This is a genomic window from Nostoc sp. UCD121, assembly GCF_014222285.1.
Lineage (GTDB): Bacteria > Cyanobacteriota > Cyanobacteriia > Cyanobacteriales > Nostocaceae > Nostoc.
In genome coordinates this window covers 1-19065 of sequence record NZ_JACKZS010000151.1, presented here as the reverse complement: position 1 = coordinate 19065, position 19065 = coordinate 1, and the positions used below count along the sequence as shown (strand labels likewise).

The following is a 19065-nucleotide window of genomic DNA, read 5'->3' as shown; positions in this document are numbered from 1 at the left end:
ATGGCGTTCAACTTGAACGGTTTCAACTTCAACCAATCAATCATTGACTCTGAAGGTCGTGTGATTGCAACTTGGGCGGATGTAATCAACCGCGCTAACCTGGGTATGGAAGTAATGCACGAGCGCAACGCTCACAACTTCCCTCTAGATTTGGCATCTGCTGAATCTGCTCCTGTTGCTCTTTCTGCTCCTGCTATCAACGGTTAATTTTCAAGCATTAACTCAACTAGCTAAATAATAAAGCGCTCTCCCACTTCGGGAGGGCGCTTTATTATTTATATGTATCCTTCTTGTTTCGCTTTCTGGGTATTATGAGTAAAAAAAGATCAAGCTCTAAATAATCTTCGCTCAATTGCACAAACGCTCTTGCTATTTTGGTTTATTTTTCCATAGTTAGATATTTATCCCAATTCCGATTTATTGCTTGGATTTAATCCAATACGCTTGGGTAAAGCAAAGCGCAACCCAACAAAGCTATGAAAATGTTAGGTTTCGTTCCTCAACCCAATCTACACAACTTAAGGTTTTTAGCGCTAACTGAACTGTATTGGGATTTAATCACCTAATTAATGCAATCAATTGATTTGAACCCTTTTATTCTTCTGGATAATTTAGTTTTGTCTAAGTCCGTCCAACAAGGCTAGCGACTACTGTAGCCAACTCAGCAGCTTCAATAGGTTTAGGTAAATGTAGCTGATAACCTTCTTTTATAGCTCGCATCCGATCCTCTGCCCTAGCATAAGCTGTCAATGCTGCTGCGGGAATATTTCCCCCTTGTTCTGGCGATCGCGATCGCAGTTTGCGGATCAAAGAGTAACCATCCTCATTGGGCATACCAATGTCACTGACTAAAACATCTGGTTTCCATTCTGTAATTACCTGCAATGCTTCTTGAACTGATGCCACCGCTTTAACTTCGGCTTGGCACTGTTCAAGAACTGTGGTGATAAATTCACGGCTATCGGTTTGGTCATCTACAACCACTACCCGCACACCAAGGAGGGAGACGAAGTGAAGAGGAGAACAGGCAACGGGGAGAGGCTGCGAGACTGTGAATAGATGACTTTTCAAAAGTGGCAGCTTGACTGTAAACGTAGCTCCTTGATCTTTACCTGGACTATCTACGTAAACAGTACCACCATGTAATTCTACTAAATGACGCACGATCGCTAATCCTAGTCCTAATCCACCATAAGTTCTAGTGTTAGAACTATCAGCTTGACGAAACCGATCAAAAACGTAGGGGAGAAAATCAGGGCTAATACCAATGCCTGTGTCAATTACCTGAATTTGGGCATATTTCTCTGTTATATGTTGTTTTTCTTCACCAGTTACTACTGACAGTTGCAACTCTACCTGTCCACCTGCGGGTGTAAATTTAATGGCATTAGATAACAGATTCCAGATAATTTGCTGCAAACGCTCAAAATCACCGGAAACTAGGAATTGGGAATTTTTGCTGCTGTCCTTTGAACGTTGATTGCTTTGAGATTCCGCTTCTCTTGATTCTAGATTTTCGTGATTGATTTCTAATCCCAAATCTGAATTTCGCGTTTCTTTTGAGGGAATGATGGAAAATCTTAAATCGATTTCCTTGGATTGAGCGGCTAGGCTAACAGTCTCTAGGCTTACCTCAATCATCGGAACCAAATTACAAGTACAGACATTGAGGTGTAACTTGCCTCTAATCATCCGCGATATATCGAGTAAGTCTTCAATTAGCTGGGTTTGCGCCTTAGCATTGCGCTCAATTGTCTCCGTAGCCTTAGCCATTTGGCTTTCACTCAGCTTGCTTCGTTGCAGGAGTTGCGCCCAGCCCAAAATTGCATTGAGGGGCGATCGCAATTCGTGAGACAATATTCCCAAAAATTCATCTTTCATCCGGTTCGCCTCTTGCAATTGCTCAGTTTGCTTTTGCAAAGAAGCAATTAAACTAGCACGTTCCATTGCGATCGCTATTTGGTCGCATACTGCTTGCATCATCCCCTTTTGATTCTCGGTAAAGCTTAACCGAGTGCGGCTGCCAAAAGAAAGAGTACCTAACAATCGTCCTTGGGCAATCAACGGATAACTATAATAAGCAGTAATACTTAAAGAACGAAGCAATTCTGTTTTTGGGTCAGTTGATTGCTGCACATTCTCTAGAGCTATTGCACAACGGTTTTGGGCTACAGTACCGCAAACCGTTTCACCAAATCTCAACGACTCGATTTCCTTGGCCAGTTCTTGGGAAATACCACTGTAAGACCCTAACCGCATTACTTGAGAGTTATCCTCAACCAAATAGTTCAAATAAACTTCTATTCCAATTTGCTCTCTTAGTTTTCGGTAGACGCTATCGATTAGTAATAATGGTTCTTGGCTTGAGAGTAAATCGTTGGCTGTGTCAAATAGTAGCTTTAGTCTTTTGTAACCTAACGAGAGTGCTTTTTCTGCCTGTTTAAGGTTGCTAATCTCTTGGAACACCAAGATACAGGTAGCAGGATGACCGTGCATTGCTGGCAAAGTATCAGCAAATATCAGTAGAGAGCGCACACCAGAGGGAGTGTGCCAATCTACTTCTAATCCATTGAGACGTTCGCCAAGGGCAACCCGCACTCCTGGCATTTGTTCATTGGGAATGCGATCGCCTGCCGCATCTGTATAGTGGTAAACTGTGTGATATTCTCCTGCTGGTACACCTTTAGGAAATTCGCCCCCAGCTAATTCATTAGCAGAGCGATTTGCAAAAGTTACCCGCGCCGTTCCTGGTTCGATAAACAGCAAGGGTCTTGGCATCAGATTTAATACATCCTCCAGCCATTTTTGCTGATTTAGAAGTATTTCTTCTGCCTGTTTGCGCTCTGTAATATCTAAAAATGCACCAACGCTTCCTCTAGTTTTACCCTCTTCATCAAACAGAGGTGCAACGTACTCCAACAGGTTGACAATTTTTCCATTTTCATGGACTACCTGAAGTTCACAATCCACAACTTCGACACCATGAGCAGCAGAGTATTGCATTGGCAGTTCCTCTTCTGACAGTTCCCTTCCCTCTCGGTAGATTTTGAAGGTTGTGGATTTTTGATCACTAGGAACATTAAGAGAGGCATTTGTATTTGACGATATCCCCAACTGCTTGGCAAAAGCAGGGTTTACCTTGATATTTTGGCATAGTGGATCTTCGGCAATGCCAATTCCAATGGGAATTACCTCCAACAAAGTTTGTAACTCAGTAATGCGGCGCTGTAGATCCTTGTTTAGTTGTAAGATTTTTTCTTTAGCCTTTTTTTGTTCGCTGATGTTACGAGTCACAGTTGCTAAGGCAATTGGCTGACCTGTGTTGTTGTCTGTAACAGTGAAGATATTGTAATCAACTGGTATTGGTTTTCCTGTTTGGAGATGCCGAAAGCAGAATTCTCCCTGCCAGCGTCCTTCTGATAGTACAGTCGGCAGTATATATTTTTGAAAATAGGTTTTGTCTTTGGGCATGAAGTAATCTAATACTACTTTTTGCCTCACATCTTCAAAGCTAGCAAGTCCTACCAGTTTTTGACCTGCATCATTTATATAGAGTAATTGACCCTCAAGGGTGGCGATGCCGATAAAGTCAGAGCTATTTTCTACCAGCGATACTAATTTTTGTTGCTCTGCTTCTGCAAGCTTACGTTCGCTCAAATCGAGGATAAATGCTACTGACTCATCCCGTTTTTCTCCTAACAACACGTAACCAACTAAAACTGGGATGCGGCTACCATCTTTGCGAATATATTCTTTCTCGTAGGGCGTACAAGTAGCGTTAGTGTTTCTTTGTGCTTCGGCGACACCTTGTAGATCCAAGTATAGATACTCTGGTGGTGTGATATTGCTCCAACTTAATCTACCCTCTGATAAATCTTCCTGGGTGTAACCAATCATCCTGAGAAATTCGTCGTTTGCTTCCTGGATACCGCCATACACATCGCCAAACAGAATACCAATAACATTAGAATCTACGAAACTCCCTAGTTTATCCTGGTAAATTCTCAGTGCTTTCTGAGCAAGATCGCGTTGATGGCTAAAGCGCTCAATAACCCTGGCACTTTGCCAAATCAAAATAGTAAAAATTACAATCAGGACGATCGCAAACACCGATACCGCAAAAGCCGGATCGTATTGTCCTGCGCGTTGACCTTCAACAATTATCCACCCTAATACAAAAGGTACTGCGATCGCGGCAACCAACAAACGGCGTGCCAGTAAGCCACCATAAGTATCACTTGTAACTACCCTCATTAACCCCTGTTCTGCCCGCGTCCACAGAATACCTATACTTAGAAAAATGAACAACACCGCCGTATGTAGAGCCATCGATGTTGTATAAGGGGCAAGTCCGTAAAGAACTTTCACTTTGTAGACATAGCCCATGAGCGCCTGCAAGGAAATTAAAGTAGCGATCAGAGCGATAATCTGAGCAGACCAATAACTACGGTGGTTTTTTGGATTAATCAGAATCTGTAGGGCAACGCTGACTAGGATAAAGTTGAATGCTGTGTTTACCCCCATTCGCCCCGGATACAATGTCGTCATACTAGTTGGCGAATCCAGGAACAGCATTTCATCAATACCCAGATTCCAGCCGAACAGATATTCACACAGTGTAAGTGCAGCAATTGTGGTGACAGCTATTGCACAGACCCTGGAAATTACCAGAGTCGGGAAGTCGAGAAGTTGAAAGGTCGAAGAGTGAGGGTGGTTTTGAATTGTTCTTATGCCCTTATTCCCTGCCTTTAAAAACAGCCACAATGATAAACCAGACAGCACAAAACACAATGCTGTATTAACTTTCATTGTGGCGGGACTACCAGGAAAGCCGCGTTTGAGAACTTCAATTCCAAGCCACCAGCCAATTAGCACCAAGCTGCCAACCAAGATGGGTATTACACTTGCGACTTTTGCCACAAGTGAATTTATTGGGATTTTGAATATATCTTGCAGCCGCAAGCGGTTAACATTTAACATTTAGTGTCTCTAACCGCATCTATCTAGCGTAGTAATTTCCCGTATTCCTTACGGTTTAATCATCTATGCCTTAGTATTTTATGCTACCCCTTGACTTACTTTTCATCTACCCAGAAGCATATTTTTTATTGGACAATTTAGAGTAAGAATTAATAATTCAAAAATCACCTTTGTGAGTATTTCAGAATTGCGGGCTATGTAGTTTACCCAATCTAATTTTCTGTACAGAAACATTAGTATAATCGAGAACTTGTAGCTTCAATATAACTACTTCTTCGGTTCTGTTCGCAAGTCTTGTAATCGCCCTTGCAAAAACTTTCCCCATTCCGACGCCAAAGGGATTTCGGTAAATGGAACACGCACCGATTTATTAGATTCGGAAAAGAGAAATTCTAGCTCTATAGAACGACCTTTCTGCGGTATATTATCCACATCTACTGATTTATCATCTACTAGAAAGTTGATTTGCTTAATATCAAGCAAAGAGAATGTTTCTAGTTTAATAGGCCCTTGAGGTGTGGGTTTTCCCCAAGTAAGATTATTGTCTTTTTGACCTAATACAGCATAAATATCGTACTTAGCCCGTTCAAATTGTTCTGCCCAACCGCGATAGGCTTCAACTTTTTGATACTCTTTCGAGCCTTGCCAAGCCAACCAGAAAAACATTACTAATAGCGGCAACCACAAAAGACCACGTTCCATCGTTTCAAAAAGTCCTGAGTAATGAAGTGAGACTTGTAACTAAAAGTGCAAAATCCACCAACAAAGGATGGAGATAAGTTATGGTAGTGAGCAAACTGGCAAAAAGCGGTGATGAGTTAATATGAGAAAGCTTATATTATTGTGCTTGTTTGTCATTGGGCTGGGAGCTGCCATATTTGGTTTCCTGAATTTCCAGGGAATGGCAGTGAAAGGAAAGTTTGAGACGATTTTGCTTGATTTTCGGGAAGATATTCCATCAGATGTGGTGCAACAGAATCTCCAAGCGATCGCCAAACAATACAACGTTACACCCCAATTAGACAACAAGTTTTCAGAAAAAGATCATGTGTATATTGTCAAAGGCGATCGCCAGCGACTCCAAGAACTGAAAAAATCTCAGTTTGCCCAAGCTACAGAATTCATTGAGCCAAATTACATCTATACAAAGATTCCACAACCAGGTGAAAAAGCTTGGTTAGGAGAATTTTTGAGACCTCAAGAAAATGATGATGAGACAAGCCCATCACTAACTGGCCCCAATGATCAATATTACAGCAAGCAGTGGAACTTGCACAAAATTGGTATTGAAGGCGCATGGAGTCAAACCAAAGGCAGTGGCATTACAGTTGCGGTAATTGACACCGGAATTACTAAGGTGCGCGACTTATATGAGACAAAATTCGTCAAAGGCTATGATTTTGTTAACGACCGAGAAGAAGCCAAAGACGATAACGGCCACGGTACCCATGTTGCCGGAACTATTGCCCAAGCCACAAATAACAAATATGGCGTAGCTGGAATTGCTTATGAAGCTAGTCTGATGCCACTTAAGGTACTCAGTTCTTATGGTGGCGGTACAGTTGCTGATATTGCCGAAGCGATTAAATTTGCTGCTGATAAAGGCGCAGATGTGATTAATATGAGCTTGGGTGGTGGCGGTGAAAGCAAGTTGATGAAAGAAGCGATCGAGTATGCCCATAGAAAAGGTGTAGTCATCATTGCCGCAGCCGGGAATGAAAATACCAATGGCGCAAGCTATCCAGCCCGATATCCTTATGTAATCGGCGTTTCGGCAATTGGCCCAGATGGCGAAAGAGCGCCTTATTCTAACTTTGGTGCTGGGGTAGATATCTCGGCTCCTGGTGGTAGTGAAGCTGGTAAGATTCTCCAAGAAACTATCGACGAAAATGGCGAAGGTGTATTTCTTGGCTTCCAGGGTACAAGCATGGCTTCTCCCCACGTTGCAGGCGTGGCAGCATTAATTAAAGCTGCTGGGATTAAAGAACCAGATGAAGTTTTAAAAGTCCTCAAGCAGTCAGCGCGAGTTATCCAAGATGATGGTTTGAACTATTATGGCGCTGGACAACTCAATGCAGAAGCAGCAGTCAGACTAGCTTTTGGTGGACAAATAAGTTTTCCAGATTTCTTTCGATGGTTACGCGATAACGGCTATCTTAACCCTGGCTTTTGGATTGATGGTGGTGCAGTGGCACTATTACCCAAGATTTTAATGGTAGTTGGCTCTTATCTACTGGCTTGGTTTTTACGGGTTTACTTCCCCTTCACTTGGAGTTGGTCTTTATCTAGTGGACTAATCGCTGGCAGTTCCGGCTTATTCTTCCTCAAGGGAATCTATATTTTTGATCTTCCCCAATGGCCTTTCCGGGTTTTGGGCAGTTCAATTCCCGAACTAGGTAATACCCTCCAGGGAACTGATGCGTTGAATCCCCTATTTGCCAGTGTACTGATTCCCATTTTGTTAATGGCATTGCTGCTGGGAAATCCTAGTTGGAAATGGTTTGCCATTGGTTCAACATTAGGTATAGCAGCCTGCTTGACAGTAAGTGCGTTTTTAGATCCAGCTGTTTGGGGTTTGGGAAGTGGCAACATATCACGCCTCTTCCTCATCGCTAATGCCCTAATCTGTTATGGACTAGCTCGTTTAGCATTGAAAAACGAAGAAAAAATTGCATAAATGGGGAATGGGGAATCAATTTTTATAACTCCTAACTCCTAATTCCCTACTCCCCACACTCAGCACGGGCTAAACGCCCCGCTACCGCTAACAGCACTCAGCACTCAGCACTCACAACTCAGCACTGTTTATGAGCATTACACTTACAGGTACAATCGAACGCCGTGATATAGGCACAGGCGCATGGGCGTTGGTTACAGAAGAGGGCGTTACTTACGAAATCCTGAAAGGGGCTGACAAAAGCTTACTCAAAGCCGGACAAAAAGCAAAAGTAAAAGGACAGGTGCGTGAAGATATCATGACTATTGCCATGATTGGCCCTGTCCTAGAGGTCAAATCCTTTGAGGTAATTTAGTTCTGATTAGCTGTGGAATCCAGAACCTCTTGCAGACGGCTTCTAAATTCTCCTTTGGGATGACCTCCTTTTACTTCACCCACAATCTGAAATTCCCCTTCTGGAGAATTGCAGATGATGTAAGTAGGCCATCCCATTTCTGATTTATCGGGATACTGAGTTAATAAAATCTTGCGATACTTGCGGTAAGCAGTCGTATCCTGCATTTTCACATCAATAAATTCTAAACCCAGTTCTTCAGCCACCTTTTTGTCGTAAAAAGACATTTTATGGCAGATGCCGCACTCTTCTGAAGAGAACTTAATTACAGCTAAACTCATGGGTTGGCGACTCTTTGATTCTAAGCAAAGTTTTTTAGCATAATGCCATGAAATATTACCACATAGCTGGTTATTAGTGTCAACTTCAAGCTGAAACCCTTATCCAGTATCTTTTCCTGCGTCCTTGCTTCTATGTTTGTTGGGAGGCAGAGCTTTCAGTACTGCATTCCCAGGTTGAACATAGTTAGCAAAGAAGCGTGATTGCTGGCAGAGAAATAATTAAACGCCAAAATATAGAAAAAAAATTAAGAATATGATTAAATATCATAGCAATCATTTTGATGTGGCATCTCTAGCTCACAATAAAAAGAAAGGGATTCAAGAATTGAGTGAGCAAGTTATGCTCTATCCTAGGAGCAGTAACAACAAGAGTAGTGGTGCATTCTAGTTACATCAGCAGAAAATGCTAGGGCGATGTCTAAGACAAGCCGCTACGTGTCTACACAAAAAAACCCCCGATGAGCGTTAGCCAATCAGGGGAGTTAGTTATCAGGGTGCATCTACCAATTAAATGTTCTTAGGTTTAACACCATATTCCGGATAAATTTGGACAAAGGCTTATTATTTTTTAAAATAAAAAACCCCTAGATGATGTTAGTCTACTAGGGGAGTTAGTTATCAGGGTGCATCTACCAATTAAGTGTTCTCAAGTTAAACACCATACTCCGGATAATTTGGACAAAGGTAAGTTATTTTTTAAAATAAAAAACCCCCAGATGATGTTAATCTACTAGGGGAGTTAGTTATCAGGGTGCATCTACCATTAATGTTTTCTAGGGGCAGCGAGTATCTTCCGGGGGAAATGGCAAAAATCAGGGTTGACGGCCATGTCTAGGAAGGTCTACGCCTAGGGTAACGAGAAAAAAACCCCCAGTGGGTGTTAGCCAACCAGGGGAGTGAGTTATCAGGGTGCATCTATTGATCATCTTTTCTAAAGTAAATGGGTAGCTACCGGATAAAATAGCAGAGGTTGAAGTTATTGTTGTTTACTCACCAGAAAAAAACCTCAAAGTTGTTAATCAACCAGAGGAGTTAGTTATCAGAGTATTGGTTTCAAGTGAAGCTAAAGTCTTTCAGAATCTCGTTTATCTGTAAATTATACTCATAGGGCTACTGGCGCGAATTCAGAGGGTGCTAGCCTATGTGAGGATTAAAAGAGATTCTTAAAGAGCAATCTACCGGATAAATTGACGCTCGCCAGAGAAAATTCTCAATGGGTGTTAGCGAACTAGGGGAGCTAGTTATCAAGGTGAATCTACCAATTAAATAACCAGTGCATTGCCTTAAAAATTTGATGCGTCAGAAATGATTGCTGCTAAATTCCTTCATAAAAAAACCCCCAGTGGGTGTTAGCCAACCAGGGGAGCTAGTTATCAGGGTGCATCTACCAATTAAGTGTTCTAGGTTTAACCAGCCTGCTCCGGATAAATTGATTAGAAAGGCGTGTCAACAAAACTCTAGTAGATATCAACTGAATTAGGGGAGTTAAAAATCAAGGGACATCTATCTAGTAATCAAGTATTCTAGGATTAAGGACTATTTTTTGGTAAAGAATATCTGCGTTAAAAGTTGCTGTTGTTTGCCAAAATTGAAAAAAACCCCTAGTAGGTGTTAGCCAACTAGGGGAGTTGAAGATCAAGGTGCATCTACCAATTAAGTGTTCTAGATCCAAGTAATCCGATCCGGATAAAGTTGTAAAGGCAGAAAAAGCAAAACAACACCGAATCAGAAACATTCAGGGGTGGGATGCATCTAAGTTATCAGAGGGAGCAAATCGACTTGAAACTTTCGTGTTTCAAACCAGATTTAGGAGGCGGACAGGAGAAGTTGTGACCCAGGAATTTCACATTTCCGTAACCCCAGTAGGGCAAAATGACTACTTGGTGCGGACGGAACAAGTCGCGCCTGGGGTACCATTGGCAGAAGAATTGGTGACTTGGCCTGTAGCTGATTGGTTAATAGCTGCTGGGCATTTGATGAATGACCCGTTGAAGTCGGTGTTGCAGGGAGATCCATTTACCTCTGGTGGGCACGAAAGCAATATTGCCAGAAACTCTGTTAACTTGGTGGCGTTGGGTCAACAATTTTATAACGCCTTATTTCAAGGCACTCTCAGAGATAGTTGGATTACTGCCCAAGGTATTGCCCAGAATCACCAACAAGTACTACGCTTACGCTTGGGGCTAAAGGACACTAGGTTAGCTCGTCTACCTTGGGAAGTGATGCACGCAGGCGATCGCCCTCTGGCTACTGGGCCTTATGTGGCTTTTTCTCGCTTCCAAAGTGGCATTTTGGGGGGTTCTCCAATGCGATCGCGCAATAGTTTCACAACACGAGAACAAGGTAGTGTGAAAGTATTGATGGTAATTGCTTCTCCCTCAGATCAAGCCCGTCTTGATTTACAGAAACAGGAAGCGATTAAACTGCAAGCGGAACTTCACCGTCAAACATCACGACTTGCTGAAGGTAACAATCGTTTCCCAGAAATTGAACTCACTGTATTAGACCAACCAGGACGGGAAGAACTGACGCAAGCCCTAGAACAAGGCAGATACCAAGTTCTCCACTACTCTGGTCATAGTAACTTAGGCGGCAATGGCGGAGAAATTTATCTTGTCAGTCGCAGAACTGGTTTAACAGAAATCTTGAGTGGAGACGATCTGGCAGGTCTGCTCGTCAACAATAATATTCAAATGGCAGTGTTTAATTCCTGCTTGGGGGCGTACACAGCTGCATCCGATCCTTCTGGAGATACGGGTGAACGTAATCTGGCAGAAAGTCTGGTGAAGCGCGGAATTAGAAGCGTTTTGGCTATGTCAGAACGCATTCCTGATGAAGTGGCACTGACACTCACACAATTGTTTTACCGCAACTTGAGTCAGGGATATCCGGTAGATTTGTGCGTTAGTCGGGTACGCCAAGGATTAATTTCTGCTTATGGTTCTCACCAGATGTACTGGGCATTACCGATTTTATATCTCCAGCCGGAATCTGACGGTTTTCTCAGTGAAGAAATTGAGGTATCCGAAAGTCCAGACTTGCGGGATCAGTATAATTCACCTTTAGGAATAACTTCCACGATGTACTCTGCGATGTCTACGACGGGCTATGCCAACGCAGATGATAGCGATATGCCTTTAGGAATGGAAGAAATGATTCCTGCTGGTTTAGCGCGTGACTCTTCTGGATTAGACTGGCTGGGTGAGGATACTTGGGGCGATCTCGTTGATGAAATTGAGTATGATGACCCAAGTTATGAAGAAGATTCTGCGATAGTTTCGGATTTGTTTCGTCAGCTAGATAACCAAAAAGCTACAACTGAACCGGATCAACAAATTCTAGAAAATAATTTTCAGCAAAGCCAGATTTCAGAAGAGATGACTTCTCTAGAAGATGAAGGAGATTTATGGGGAGAAGTTCCATCACCACCCCCTGCAATTACTGGTAAATTGCAAGGAAATCAGCAAAATCCTGAGTTTTCCCGTAGGCATAGCCCAACCCAGGTATCGCAACCAGCCGTACCAAGACATCGTACCCAACGCCGCAAGTTGTGGCCAATTGTGGGTATTGTGGGAATCAGTGCCTTAGTAGCTGCGATCGGTTTAAATTGGTGGTGGCAAAATCGATCTCAGCTGGCAACTCTGCCAAACATCCCAACAATTTCCACCGATTCTTTACCTGGCCAAAAACAGCAAAATATCGATTTAGAAACAGCAAGCACTGGAATTGTCACCAGCAGCGCTACGCAAAAACTGAGCCAGGGAGATTTACAAGGTGGGTTGTTGGCTGTAGAAGAATTACTCAATCGTGGCGCACTCGCTGCGGCGGAAACTGCCCTCAAACTTGTTCCAAATAAGCAAATTGACGATCCATCTGTCAACTTTTATAAGGGAAGATTAGCTTGGCAGTCTATCGGGACTGGAGACAATAACTATAGCGTCGATGATGCCCGCCGTTACTGGGAAACTGCTGCAAAAGCTAAACCAGAATCGCTTTTGTATAATAACGCTTTAGGATTTGCCTACTACGCAGAAGGCAATCTAAATCGAGCCAATGACTCTTGGTTCAAGGCTTTGAATTTAGCTCTCAAAGAACAAAATACAGATTCAAAGACAGCAGTTCCTGAAGATGCTTTAACTTCTTATGCTGGTTTAGCTCTCGGACTGTATAAATCTGCACTAAGTCAATCTAGTGGTAAGCAGACACAGTATCTTAATGAAGCGATCAAGTTGCGGCAAATGGTTCTCAACTCTGATTCAGTAAACTTCCAGGTTGATAAATTAGCTAAAAATTGGCTGTGGACAGAAAAGGCGATTGAAGATTGGCGATCGCTCCTTCAGGAAAAAGGTGAATAACAGTAAGATGTTGTGGTGGTGCGATCGCTTGCACACTAAAAAACTTTGCTTTCAGCATCCCTAATCAAGACAAACCTTGCATCTAAGAGCAAAGACACCGTTTTCACACATCACTACCGAGAGAAAACCTTTTCTATCTTTTACTGAGGGATTGCTGCTGCTTTGATCTTCTTACAGATATCCACCCAAGCTTTATTCTCTTGTGCTGGGTTCAGGCTGTCTAAAGGTTGATTGGAAGGGTGCGCTGATTGATACTTTTCAATTTCTGTTTCTTCATAGCTGCTAAAACTCAACGGTATCCAAATAATCGTGAGTCCTTTGGCTTGTGCCGCATTCAATAATGGGGGTAACTCATTCTCGTGAATAAAGTCTGATGCTAGAAAGTTAGGGCTAACCAACAAAACTGCTACTTTTGCTGCTGCTAAAGCATTTTCAATTTCTTTGCGCCACTCAGCACCAGGTCTGATTTTGGTATCGTCCCACACAAATAGATTTTGGTTGCGAATTATTGGTTTGAGGTGTTTCTGAAGTTTGGTAAGCCATTCCTGATCTTGATGACTATAGCTGATGAAAACTTCAACCCCTAACTGCTCTACAAGCAACCTCTCTTTATTTTTATCTATCACATCATCAATTAAACCCAAGACATCAACCATTTGATAGCTTTTTTGACATTGAATGCGTTCTTGCTTATCAGCTACAAACTGTCGCAATATCTCAAAGGGGTAAAAGTGTGGCTCTTGGTTATCTTTGCAAGTGACACAATTACAGGGAATTAACTTGTTATACTTTAGTCGCTTATAAGAGTCATGAATTTTATCGAGTTCATGTGTAACTATGGTCATCAAATCTCTTTTATAACGACCTGAGACTCGAATCTTAATCTCCCGCTTGCCGTAATATTCAATCACCTCTGCCTTCGTCTGGTCTTTGCTGAGAACAACGCCGCTTTTCCAGACACATTGTTGTTCATTCATTAACTCATGCATGGCAACGATGAACTGGGTGATGATGCCCTTGGGCATGAACTCGTAGGTGTAACGCAGAATCAGGTTGTTGGTTTCATCCCAGTTATAAAAGGGTTGATTAGCAGATAGCAGCTGTGGAGCAATATACTTTCCTTGGCTTCTAGGAATTTCGTAGCACAGCTTGAAGTTGATCATCAAGCGCAAGAGTTCATCATGCATCGTGGCATATTCGTCTTCACACCAGATGTTTGCCAAGTCAGACCGGGTGAAACTGCCTAGATTGCTAATCACCTCTTCATTATCCAGCACTTTGTAGACTGCATCAGTTCCCCACTTGGGTTTGAGGATAACGGTCTTGTTCAAAAGTGGGTCTTCCTGGAAGTGCAAGCATACTCCCAAATCGTGCAGATAGCTGCTCAACTGCAACTTGTCATTTCTTTGAGTGAACCCATTTTGTTGGCAGATGTTCAGGTATTCATCCAAGCCGATGTGATTGCGTTCGTCACTCTCCAAAGCTTCCCGGACTCTAACCCAGGTTCTTGGGAGCGGACTGCCAATATGGGGCAGACTTTTAACGTAATGCTTGACTTGTTCTAAAACTTGTTCTAAACCCCTGTTGGTAGCAAGGTTTGTTGGTAAAGTCTCCTTCAAATTAGTAAACTGCCCCCGTAACTCACGTTCATTGATTTCTTGGTGGCGGTTTTGCTTTTCATTTTTGATGATTAACAGTGGACTGTTATCACTCAACAGTTCTACTACATTCAGCCAGTAATAAAAATCTGTGTCTTCCTTGCGGGTATCTGCTACTAAAACGTAGAGAGAACGCTTAGTGAGGAAAAACTGGTGAGTAGCATGGTAAATCTCTTGCCCACCAAAATCCCAAATGTTGACTCTAAATTCTTGCCCATTTTCCATTGGTAAATCCCACCGAATCACCTCAATTCCTTTCGTAGAGTCTTCTTCTCGGAGTTGATAATTTTGGTCTTCAATTTTCTTCGCCAGTGTTGTCTTCCCTGCTCCACCTTCACCTATAATTATTAGCTTTGCTTCACACAGATAATCTATGCCTTCTGTTTCCAGTTGTCGGAAATAATTTCTAATTGCCTCAATACCTTTTGCAACAATTTCTGGTGGTGGCTTTTCGATGGGGTTGCCGCTTAAACCTAAGGTGGTAAGATATTGCAGACTGACGATCGCTTCTGGCAACGTCGTTAATTGGTTGTAGCTTAAATCCAGGGAGGTAAGTTGTTCCAAACTGGCGATCGCTTCTGGTAGTTTCGTTAATTTGTTGTCCCTTAAATTCAGGGAGGTGAGTTGTTCCAAGCTGGCGATCGTTTCTGGTAGCGTCGTTAATTTGTTGACGCTTAAATCCAGGGAGGTGAGTTGTTTCAAGCTGGTGAGCGCTTCTGGTAGCGTCGTTAATTTGTTGACGCTTAAATCCAGAAAGGTGAGTTGTTTCAAACTGGCGATCGCTTCTGGTAGCGTCGTTAATTTGTTATCCCTTAAATCCAGAAAGGTGAGTTGTTCCAAACTGGCGATCGCTTCTGGCAGTATCGTTAATTTGTTGTAGCTTAAATCAAGAGAGGTGAGCTGTTGCAAGCCTATGATCGCTTCTGGCAGTGTTGTTAATTCGTTGTAGCTTAAATTCAAGGAGATGAGCTGTTGCAAGTCGGTGATCGCTTCTGGCAGCGTCTTTAATTGGTTGTAGCTTAAATTCAAAACCTCCAACCACTCCAGTTCAAACACCTCAGCAGGAATCTCTGTTAATTTTTCCTTGCCCAAATCTAATTCTCTAAGCTTATTCTCTCTCGCTTCTCGGATTCTTTCAAGGAAAGGTTGAGGCGTATTTGTCATACTGAGTTTCACCTGTAAATGAAAATTTAGGACTTACGCATTGACAGGAAATACCAATATGGTTTCTCCGATAAACCAAATCTGTCGTAGGGGCAATTCATGAATTGCCCCTACAGTGCAGGTCTATTTTCCATGAAAAATTTTCAATAAAAGCCTGAAACAACCTATTTTTGTAAATGCATAGGATGATTAATTTTTACAGTGCGTAAATCCTAAATTTTATAATGTTACTGATTGGCTGGGCAATCTCGCGACCACTAATATTTTGCAATAATTCAAAATTTTAAAAAGAATTTATTATTACCATTGCTCAAGTTGACTCATGAACGAGTATATTTTGCCAATTAATGAGGATATTTTGTCATTCCACAAATCTTTGTAATTCTTCCATGAGTATTTGAGACCTATCGACGAGTTTTTAAGACTAACTCACAAACACTTGGAACTTGTTAATGAGTATTTCAGACTCGCGCACGAGTCATTTAGCCATTTTTTACACGACTTCTCCAGCCTGAAAAATTTGTTCAGCAGTTAAATTCAACTCTGGGAACGTTGGCGAATGAATGCGATCGCTTCCTCTAAATTGCTTAACTTGATACTCACCTTCAATTAATTGGTAAATCGAGATAGTTGGTTGTTTAGGATTGCCAATAAAGTTTCTACCACCTAAACCTAGATAATCTACAATCCAATATTCAGGTATTCCGACCTCTTCGTATTTACCTGCTTTGGTAAAATAGTCGTCTCGCCAGTTGGTACTTACAACTTCAATTACTAAAGGAATTGATGCCGCTTGGCTTACAGTAGATTCTTTTTTCCACAGAGGTTCATTTACTAAGTTAGAGTTATTCAACAACAGTACATCTGGTGAGTAAGCTGCTTCGCTCTGAGTCGGTTTAATGAATGCTGCTTTGGGGATGAAATAAGGTAGTTTTAAACGTTTGTATTCTGTAACTATTTCCCCAACTAAAAATCCAACAATCTGTTCATGTTCACCTGTGGGAGGAGCCATTTCTACAATTACTCCGTCATGCAGTTCATAGCGTCGTTGTGAGTTTTCTGGATACCAAGCAATAAATTCATCAAATGTTACTTGTTTGGTTAAGGCTTGAGTCATACTTTGCCCTCTTGCTTTATGTCAAATTTGACCCCTCTCCAAACCTCTCCCCGAAACGGAGAGAGGCTTAATCAGCGAACTTAGGTTAAACTTTCGCCGCCGCAGCATTTGGTAAACTCACTTTCAACCGCTTAAACATCGCTTCTCTTGCTTGTGCAGCGAGGCTATCGTCAAAAGGTTTTAAGGTAATTTGTTGCTGATACTTTAGGCGTAATGCTGTCTGAATTAACCAATCGGCAACAAAGGGATTTTTTGGTAACAAAGGGCCGTGCGAATAAGTTGCGATCGCATTCTGATAAAATGCTCCTTCTGTCCCATCCTCTCCATTATTTCCCAAACCGTACACCACGCGCCCTAAAGCTTCCACTTTTCCCAGTTTGGTGCGTCCGCCGTGATTTTCAAAGCCTACCAAATATGGTGTAGTTCCAGTCATCTCTCGCAATTCTTGCGCTAGGCGTGAAGCTGTCACTTCAATTACCAAGTTGCCAATACAGCGCTTAGTATTTTCACCAGGATGCACGGAAACTAAATCGAGTATTCCCAAACCATCAATCCGTTGCCCCAAGCCTGGTTCATAATAATGTCCCAGTAATTGGGGGGAACCACAAGTAAAGACTCCTGGTGTTCCATTTTCGATTTTTTCACGCATTGCATCAGCTTTTGCACCTTGCAAATCACGCATGACAATTTCTTGCTGACGATCTTGTGCGCCACCACCAACTATGACATCTACAGTTTTAATATCTGCGGCTGTGGCATTTTGATCTAGGGGTAACACTTTAACATCATATCCCCGCCACTTGGCACGACGTTCTATAGTAATTACATTACCGCGATCGCCATAAGTACTCATCAGCGTCGGGTACAACCAACCTATTGTTAATTCTAAATTTTGAGAACTCATAAATTTTGGGAATGGGGAATGGGGAATGGGGAATTGGGAATGGGGACGAGAATAACTACTGACAAATGACAAATTTAAAGAATTTTCCGACCAGTGAGAACTTCTCGAACTTCTAACATGGCTGAATAGGTAGGCAGAATGTGCAGAGTTTCATTGTCTGGTGTATGCTCTAATGCAGTTGCGATCGCTTGTCGTAAATCTTCTTCGACAATTAAATTTATGCTACTCTCAAGGGACTTTTGGCTGTAACGTAGACGTAGTGCCATATCATAGACGCGATCGCCACTCACTACTAAAGTCCCGCCGCGTTCGACTAATTTCTCGGTATCTACGTCCCAAATCCAGGATACATCAGTGCCATCGGGTGTGCGATCGTTCAATACTAGCAGTGTGGTTTTATCTGTGCTTTGAGTGACTACGCGAATGGTTTCATTCGTTCCTACGGGATTTTTTGATAATAATATCCGCACTCGTTTACCATTAATTACTAAATCTTCTGCACGTCCAAAAGCTGCTTGGAAGGTATTAATAGTATCTCTGATTGTTACTTCATCAACTCCTAACTCAATAGCCGCAGTAGCAGCAGCTAAAGTATTATATTTGTTGTACAAACCAACTAGAATTTGCGACCATTCATTACTTTCTAGAGTCGGTTTACTTTTAGTGAAACCACACTTGGGACAAGTGAAATCTCCCAAATGAGACAAATAGACTCCCTTGTAATCTAAAGAATGTCCACATTTTGGACAATAGATAGAATCAACAGCGTGAGGAATCGCTTCTAAATAATGTTCTGGTTCATTTAAGCCAAAGAATAACACCCGTTGCGGTAACTGCTGACCCAGGTTAGATAAAGTTGGGTCATCAGCATTGGGAATTACCACCGTTTCTGCTGGTAGGGTGGAAATAACTTTTGTCCAACGTTTACTAATTGTATCTACTTCGCCGTACCTATCAAGCTGGTCGCGGAACAAGTTTAAACAGAGAATAATTCGCGGCTGGAGTGGCTTTAATACTCTTGGGACAATATTCTCATCCACTTCCAAAATGGCGTAATCAGTATTTAACGTACCTAGTAAGTTGGTGCTTTCTAACAGCGCCGTCATCAAGCCATTTTCCAGATTTGCACCTGTAGAATTATGAGTGACGCGAAAACCCTTGCGTTCTAGGATTGTGCATAAAAGAAGGGCTGTAGTGGTTTTGCCGTTAGTACCAGCAATTAAAATCACTCCATTTTTAACTTGCTGACTCAATAATTCTAAAAGTCGGGGTTCAATGCGACGAGCAATCGAGCCTGGTAATACACTAGCAGCACCCAGACGGAGCGATCGCACTATAAACGTCACACTTTTTGCCACTGACACCGCGAAACCCAATCGCAGCCTATCTATGAATTGAATTTTGTTTCCCACATCTGTACCCTAGTCTTCTGGCGTTGCTAATTGAAAGTATTTAATTACAAATTTAATATGCGTGAGTTTAGCGAATCCTGACTGAAAAAGCCAGCCTCTTGATTTTGGGGCAGGGGGCAGGGG

General features: G+C 42.2%; 10 protein-coding genes and 1 pseudogene. 4 read left to right on the top strand and 7 right to left on the bottom strand.

Going from position 1 to position 19065, the window contains the following annotated elements; genetic code table 11:
- Positions 1-207: pseudogene (locus GNF10_RS25525) on the top strand (photosystem II q(b) protein); the annotation flags it as partial.
- Positions 208-621: 414 nt separating this feature from the next.
- Here GNF10_RS25525 and GNF10_RS25520 read toward each other — a convergent pair.
- Both GNF10_RS25520 and GNF10_RS25515 read right to left on the bottom strand, forming a co-directional pair.
- Positions 622-4980, bottom strand: coding sequence for a PAS domain S-box protein (locus tag GNF10_RS25520; protein ID WP_185580385.1), 4359 nt, complete (start codon positions 4978-4980; stop codon positions 622-624).
- 267 nt (positions 4981-5247) lie between these two features.
- On the bottom strand, positions 5248-5682 hold the full coding sequence (locus tag GNF10_RS25515; RefSeq protein WP_185580384.1) for a hypothetical protein: 435 nt from the start codon (positions 5680-5682) through the stop codon (positions 5248-5250).
- A 121-nt stretch (positions 5683-5803) separates the two neighbouring features.
- On the opposite strand from GNF10_RS25515, the gene GNF10_RS25510 reads away from it, so the two are divergent.
- Both GNF10_RS25510 and GNF10_RS25505 read left to right on the top strand, forming a co-directional pair.
- Positions 5804-7657: a S8 family peptidase gene (locus tag GNF10_RS25510; protein ID WP_185580383.1), complete on the top strand. Its 1854-nt coding sequence runs from the start codon at positions 5804-5806 to the stop codon at positions 7655-7657.
- Positions 7658-7787: 130 nt separating this feature from the next.
- On the top strand, positions 7788-8012 hold the full coding sequence (locus tag GNF10_RS25505) for a hypothetical protein (protein ID WP_114082657.1): 225 nt from the start codon (positions 7788-7790) through the stop codon (positions 8010-8012).
- On the opposite strand, the gene GNF10_RS25500 is transcribed toward GNF10_RS25505, so the two are convergent.
- A complete protein-coding gene (locus GNF10_RS25500; protein WP_185580382.1) occupies positions 8009-8332 on the bottom strand; it encodes a thioredoxin family protein in 324 nt (107 codons plus the stop codon). The two genes, GNF10_RS25505 and GNF10_RS25500, sit on opposite strands and share 4 nt — an antisense overlap.
- 1829 nt (positions 8333-10161) lie before the next feature.
- Here GNF10_RS25500 and hetF point away from each other — a divergent pair.
- Positions 10162-12687 carry a cell division protein HetF gene (gene hetF, locus GNF10_RS25495; protein WP_185580381.1) on the top strand — a complete coding sequence of 842 codons (2526 nt, stop codon included), beginning with the start codon at positions 10162-10164 and terminating at the stop codon, positions 12685-12687.
- A gap of 140 nt (positions 12688-12827) precedes the next feature.
- Here the strand turns inward: hetF and GNF10_RS25490 are convergent, their stop codons facing one another.
- The 4 genes from GNF10_RS25490 to GNF10_RS25475 all read right to left on the bottom strand — a co-directional run bounded on the left by GNF10_RS25490 (position 12828) and on the right by GNF10_RS25475 (position 18942).
- A complete protein-coding gene (locus GNF10_RS25490) occupies positions 12828-15509 on the bottom strand; it encodes a COR domain-containing protein (protein WP_185580380.1) in 2682 nt (893 codons plus the stop codon).
- Positions 15510-16002: 493 nt separating this feature from the next.
- Positions 16003-16626 (bottom strand): Uma2 family endonuclease, encoded by a 624-nt coding sequence (locus GNF10_RS25485; protein WP_185580379.1) that lies wholly within the window; start codon positions 16624-16626, stop codon positions 16003-16005.
- 85 nt (positions 16627-16711) lie between these two features.
- Positions 16712-17530, bottom strand: a complete 819-nt coding sequence (locus tag GNF10_RS25480) for a type 1 glutamine amidotransferase (RefSeq protein ID WP_185580378.1) — start codon at positions 17528-17530, stop codon at positions 16712-16714.
- 74 nt (positions 17531-17604) lie between these two features.
- Positions 17605-18942 (bottom strand): Mur ligase family protein, encoded by a 1338-nt coding sequence (locus GNF10_RS25475; protein WP_185580377.1) that lies wholly within the window; start codon positions 18940-18942, stop codon positions 17605-17607.
- Between the last annotated feature and the right edge of the window lie 123 nt (positions 18943-19065).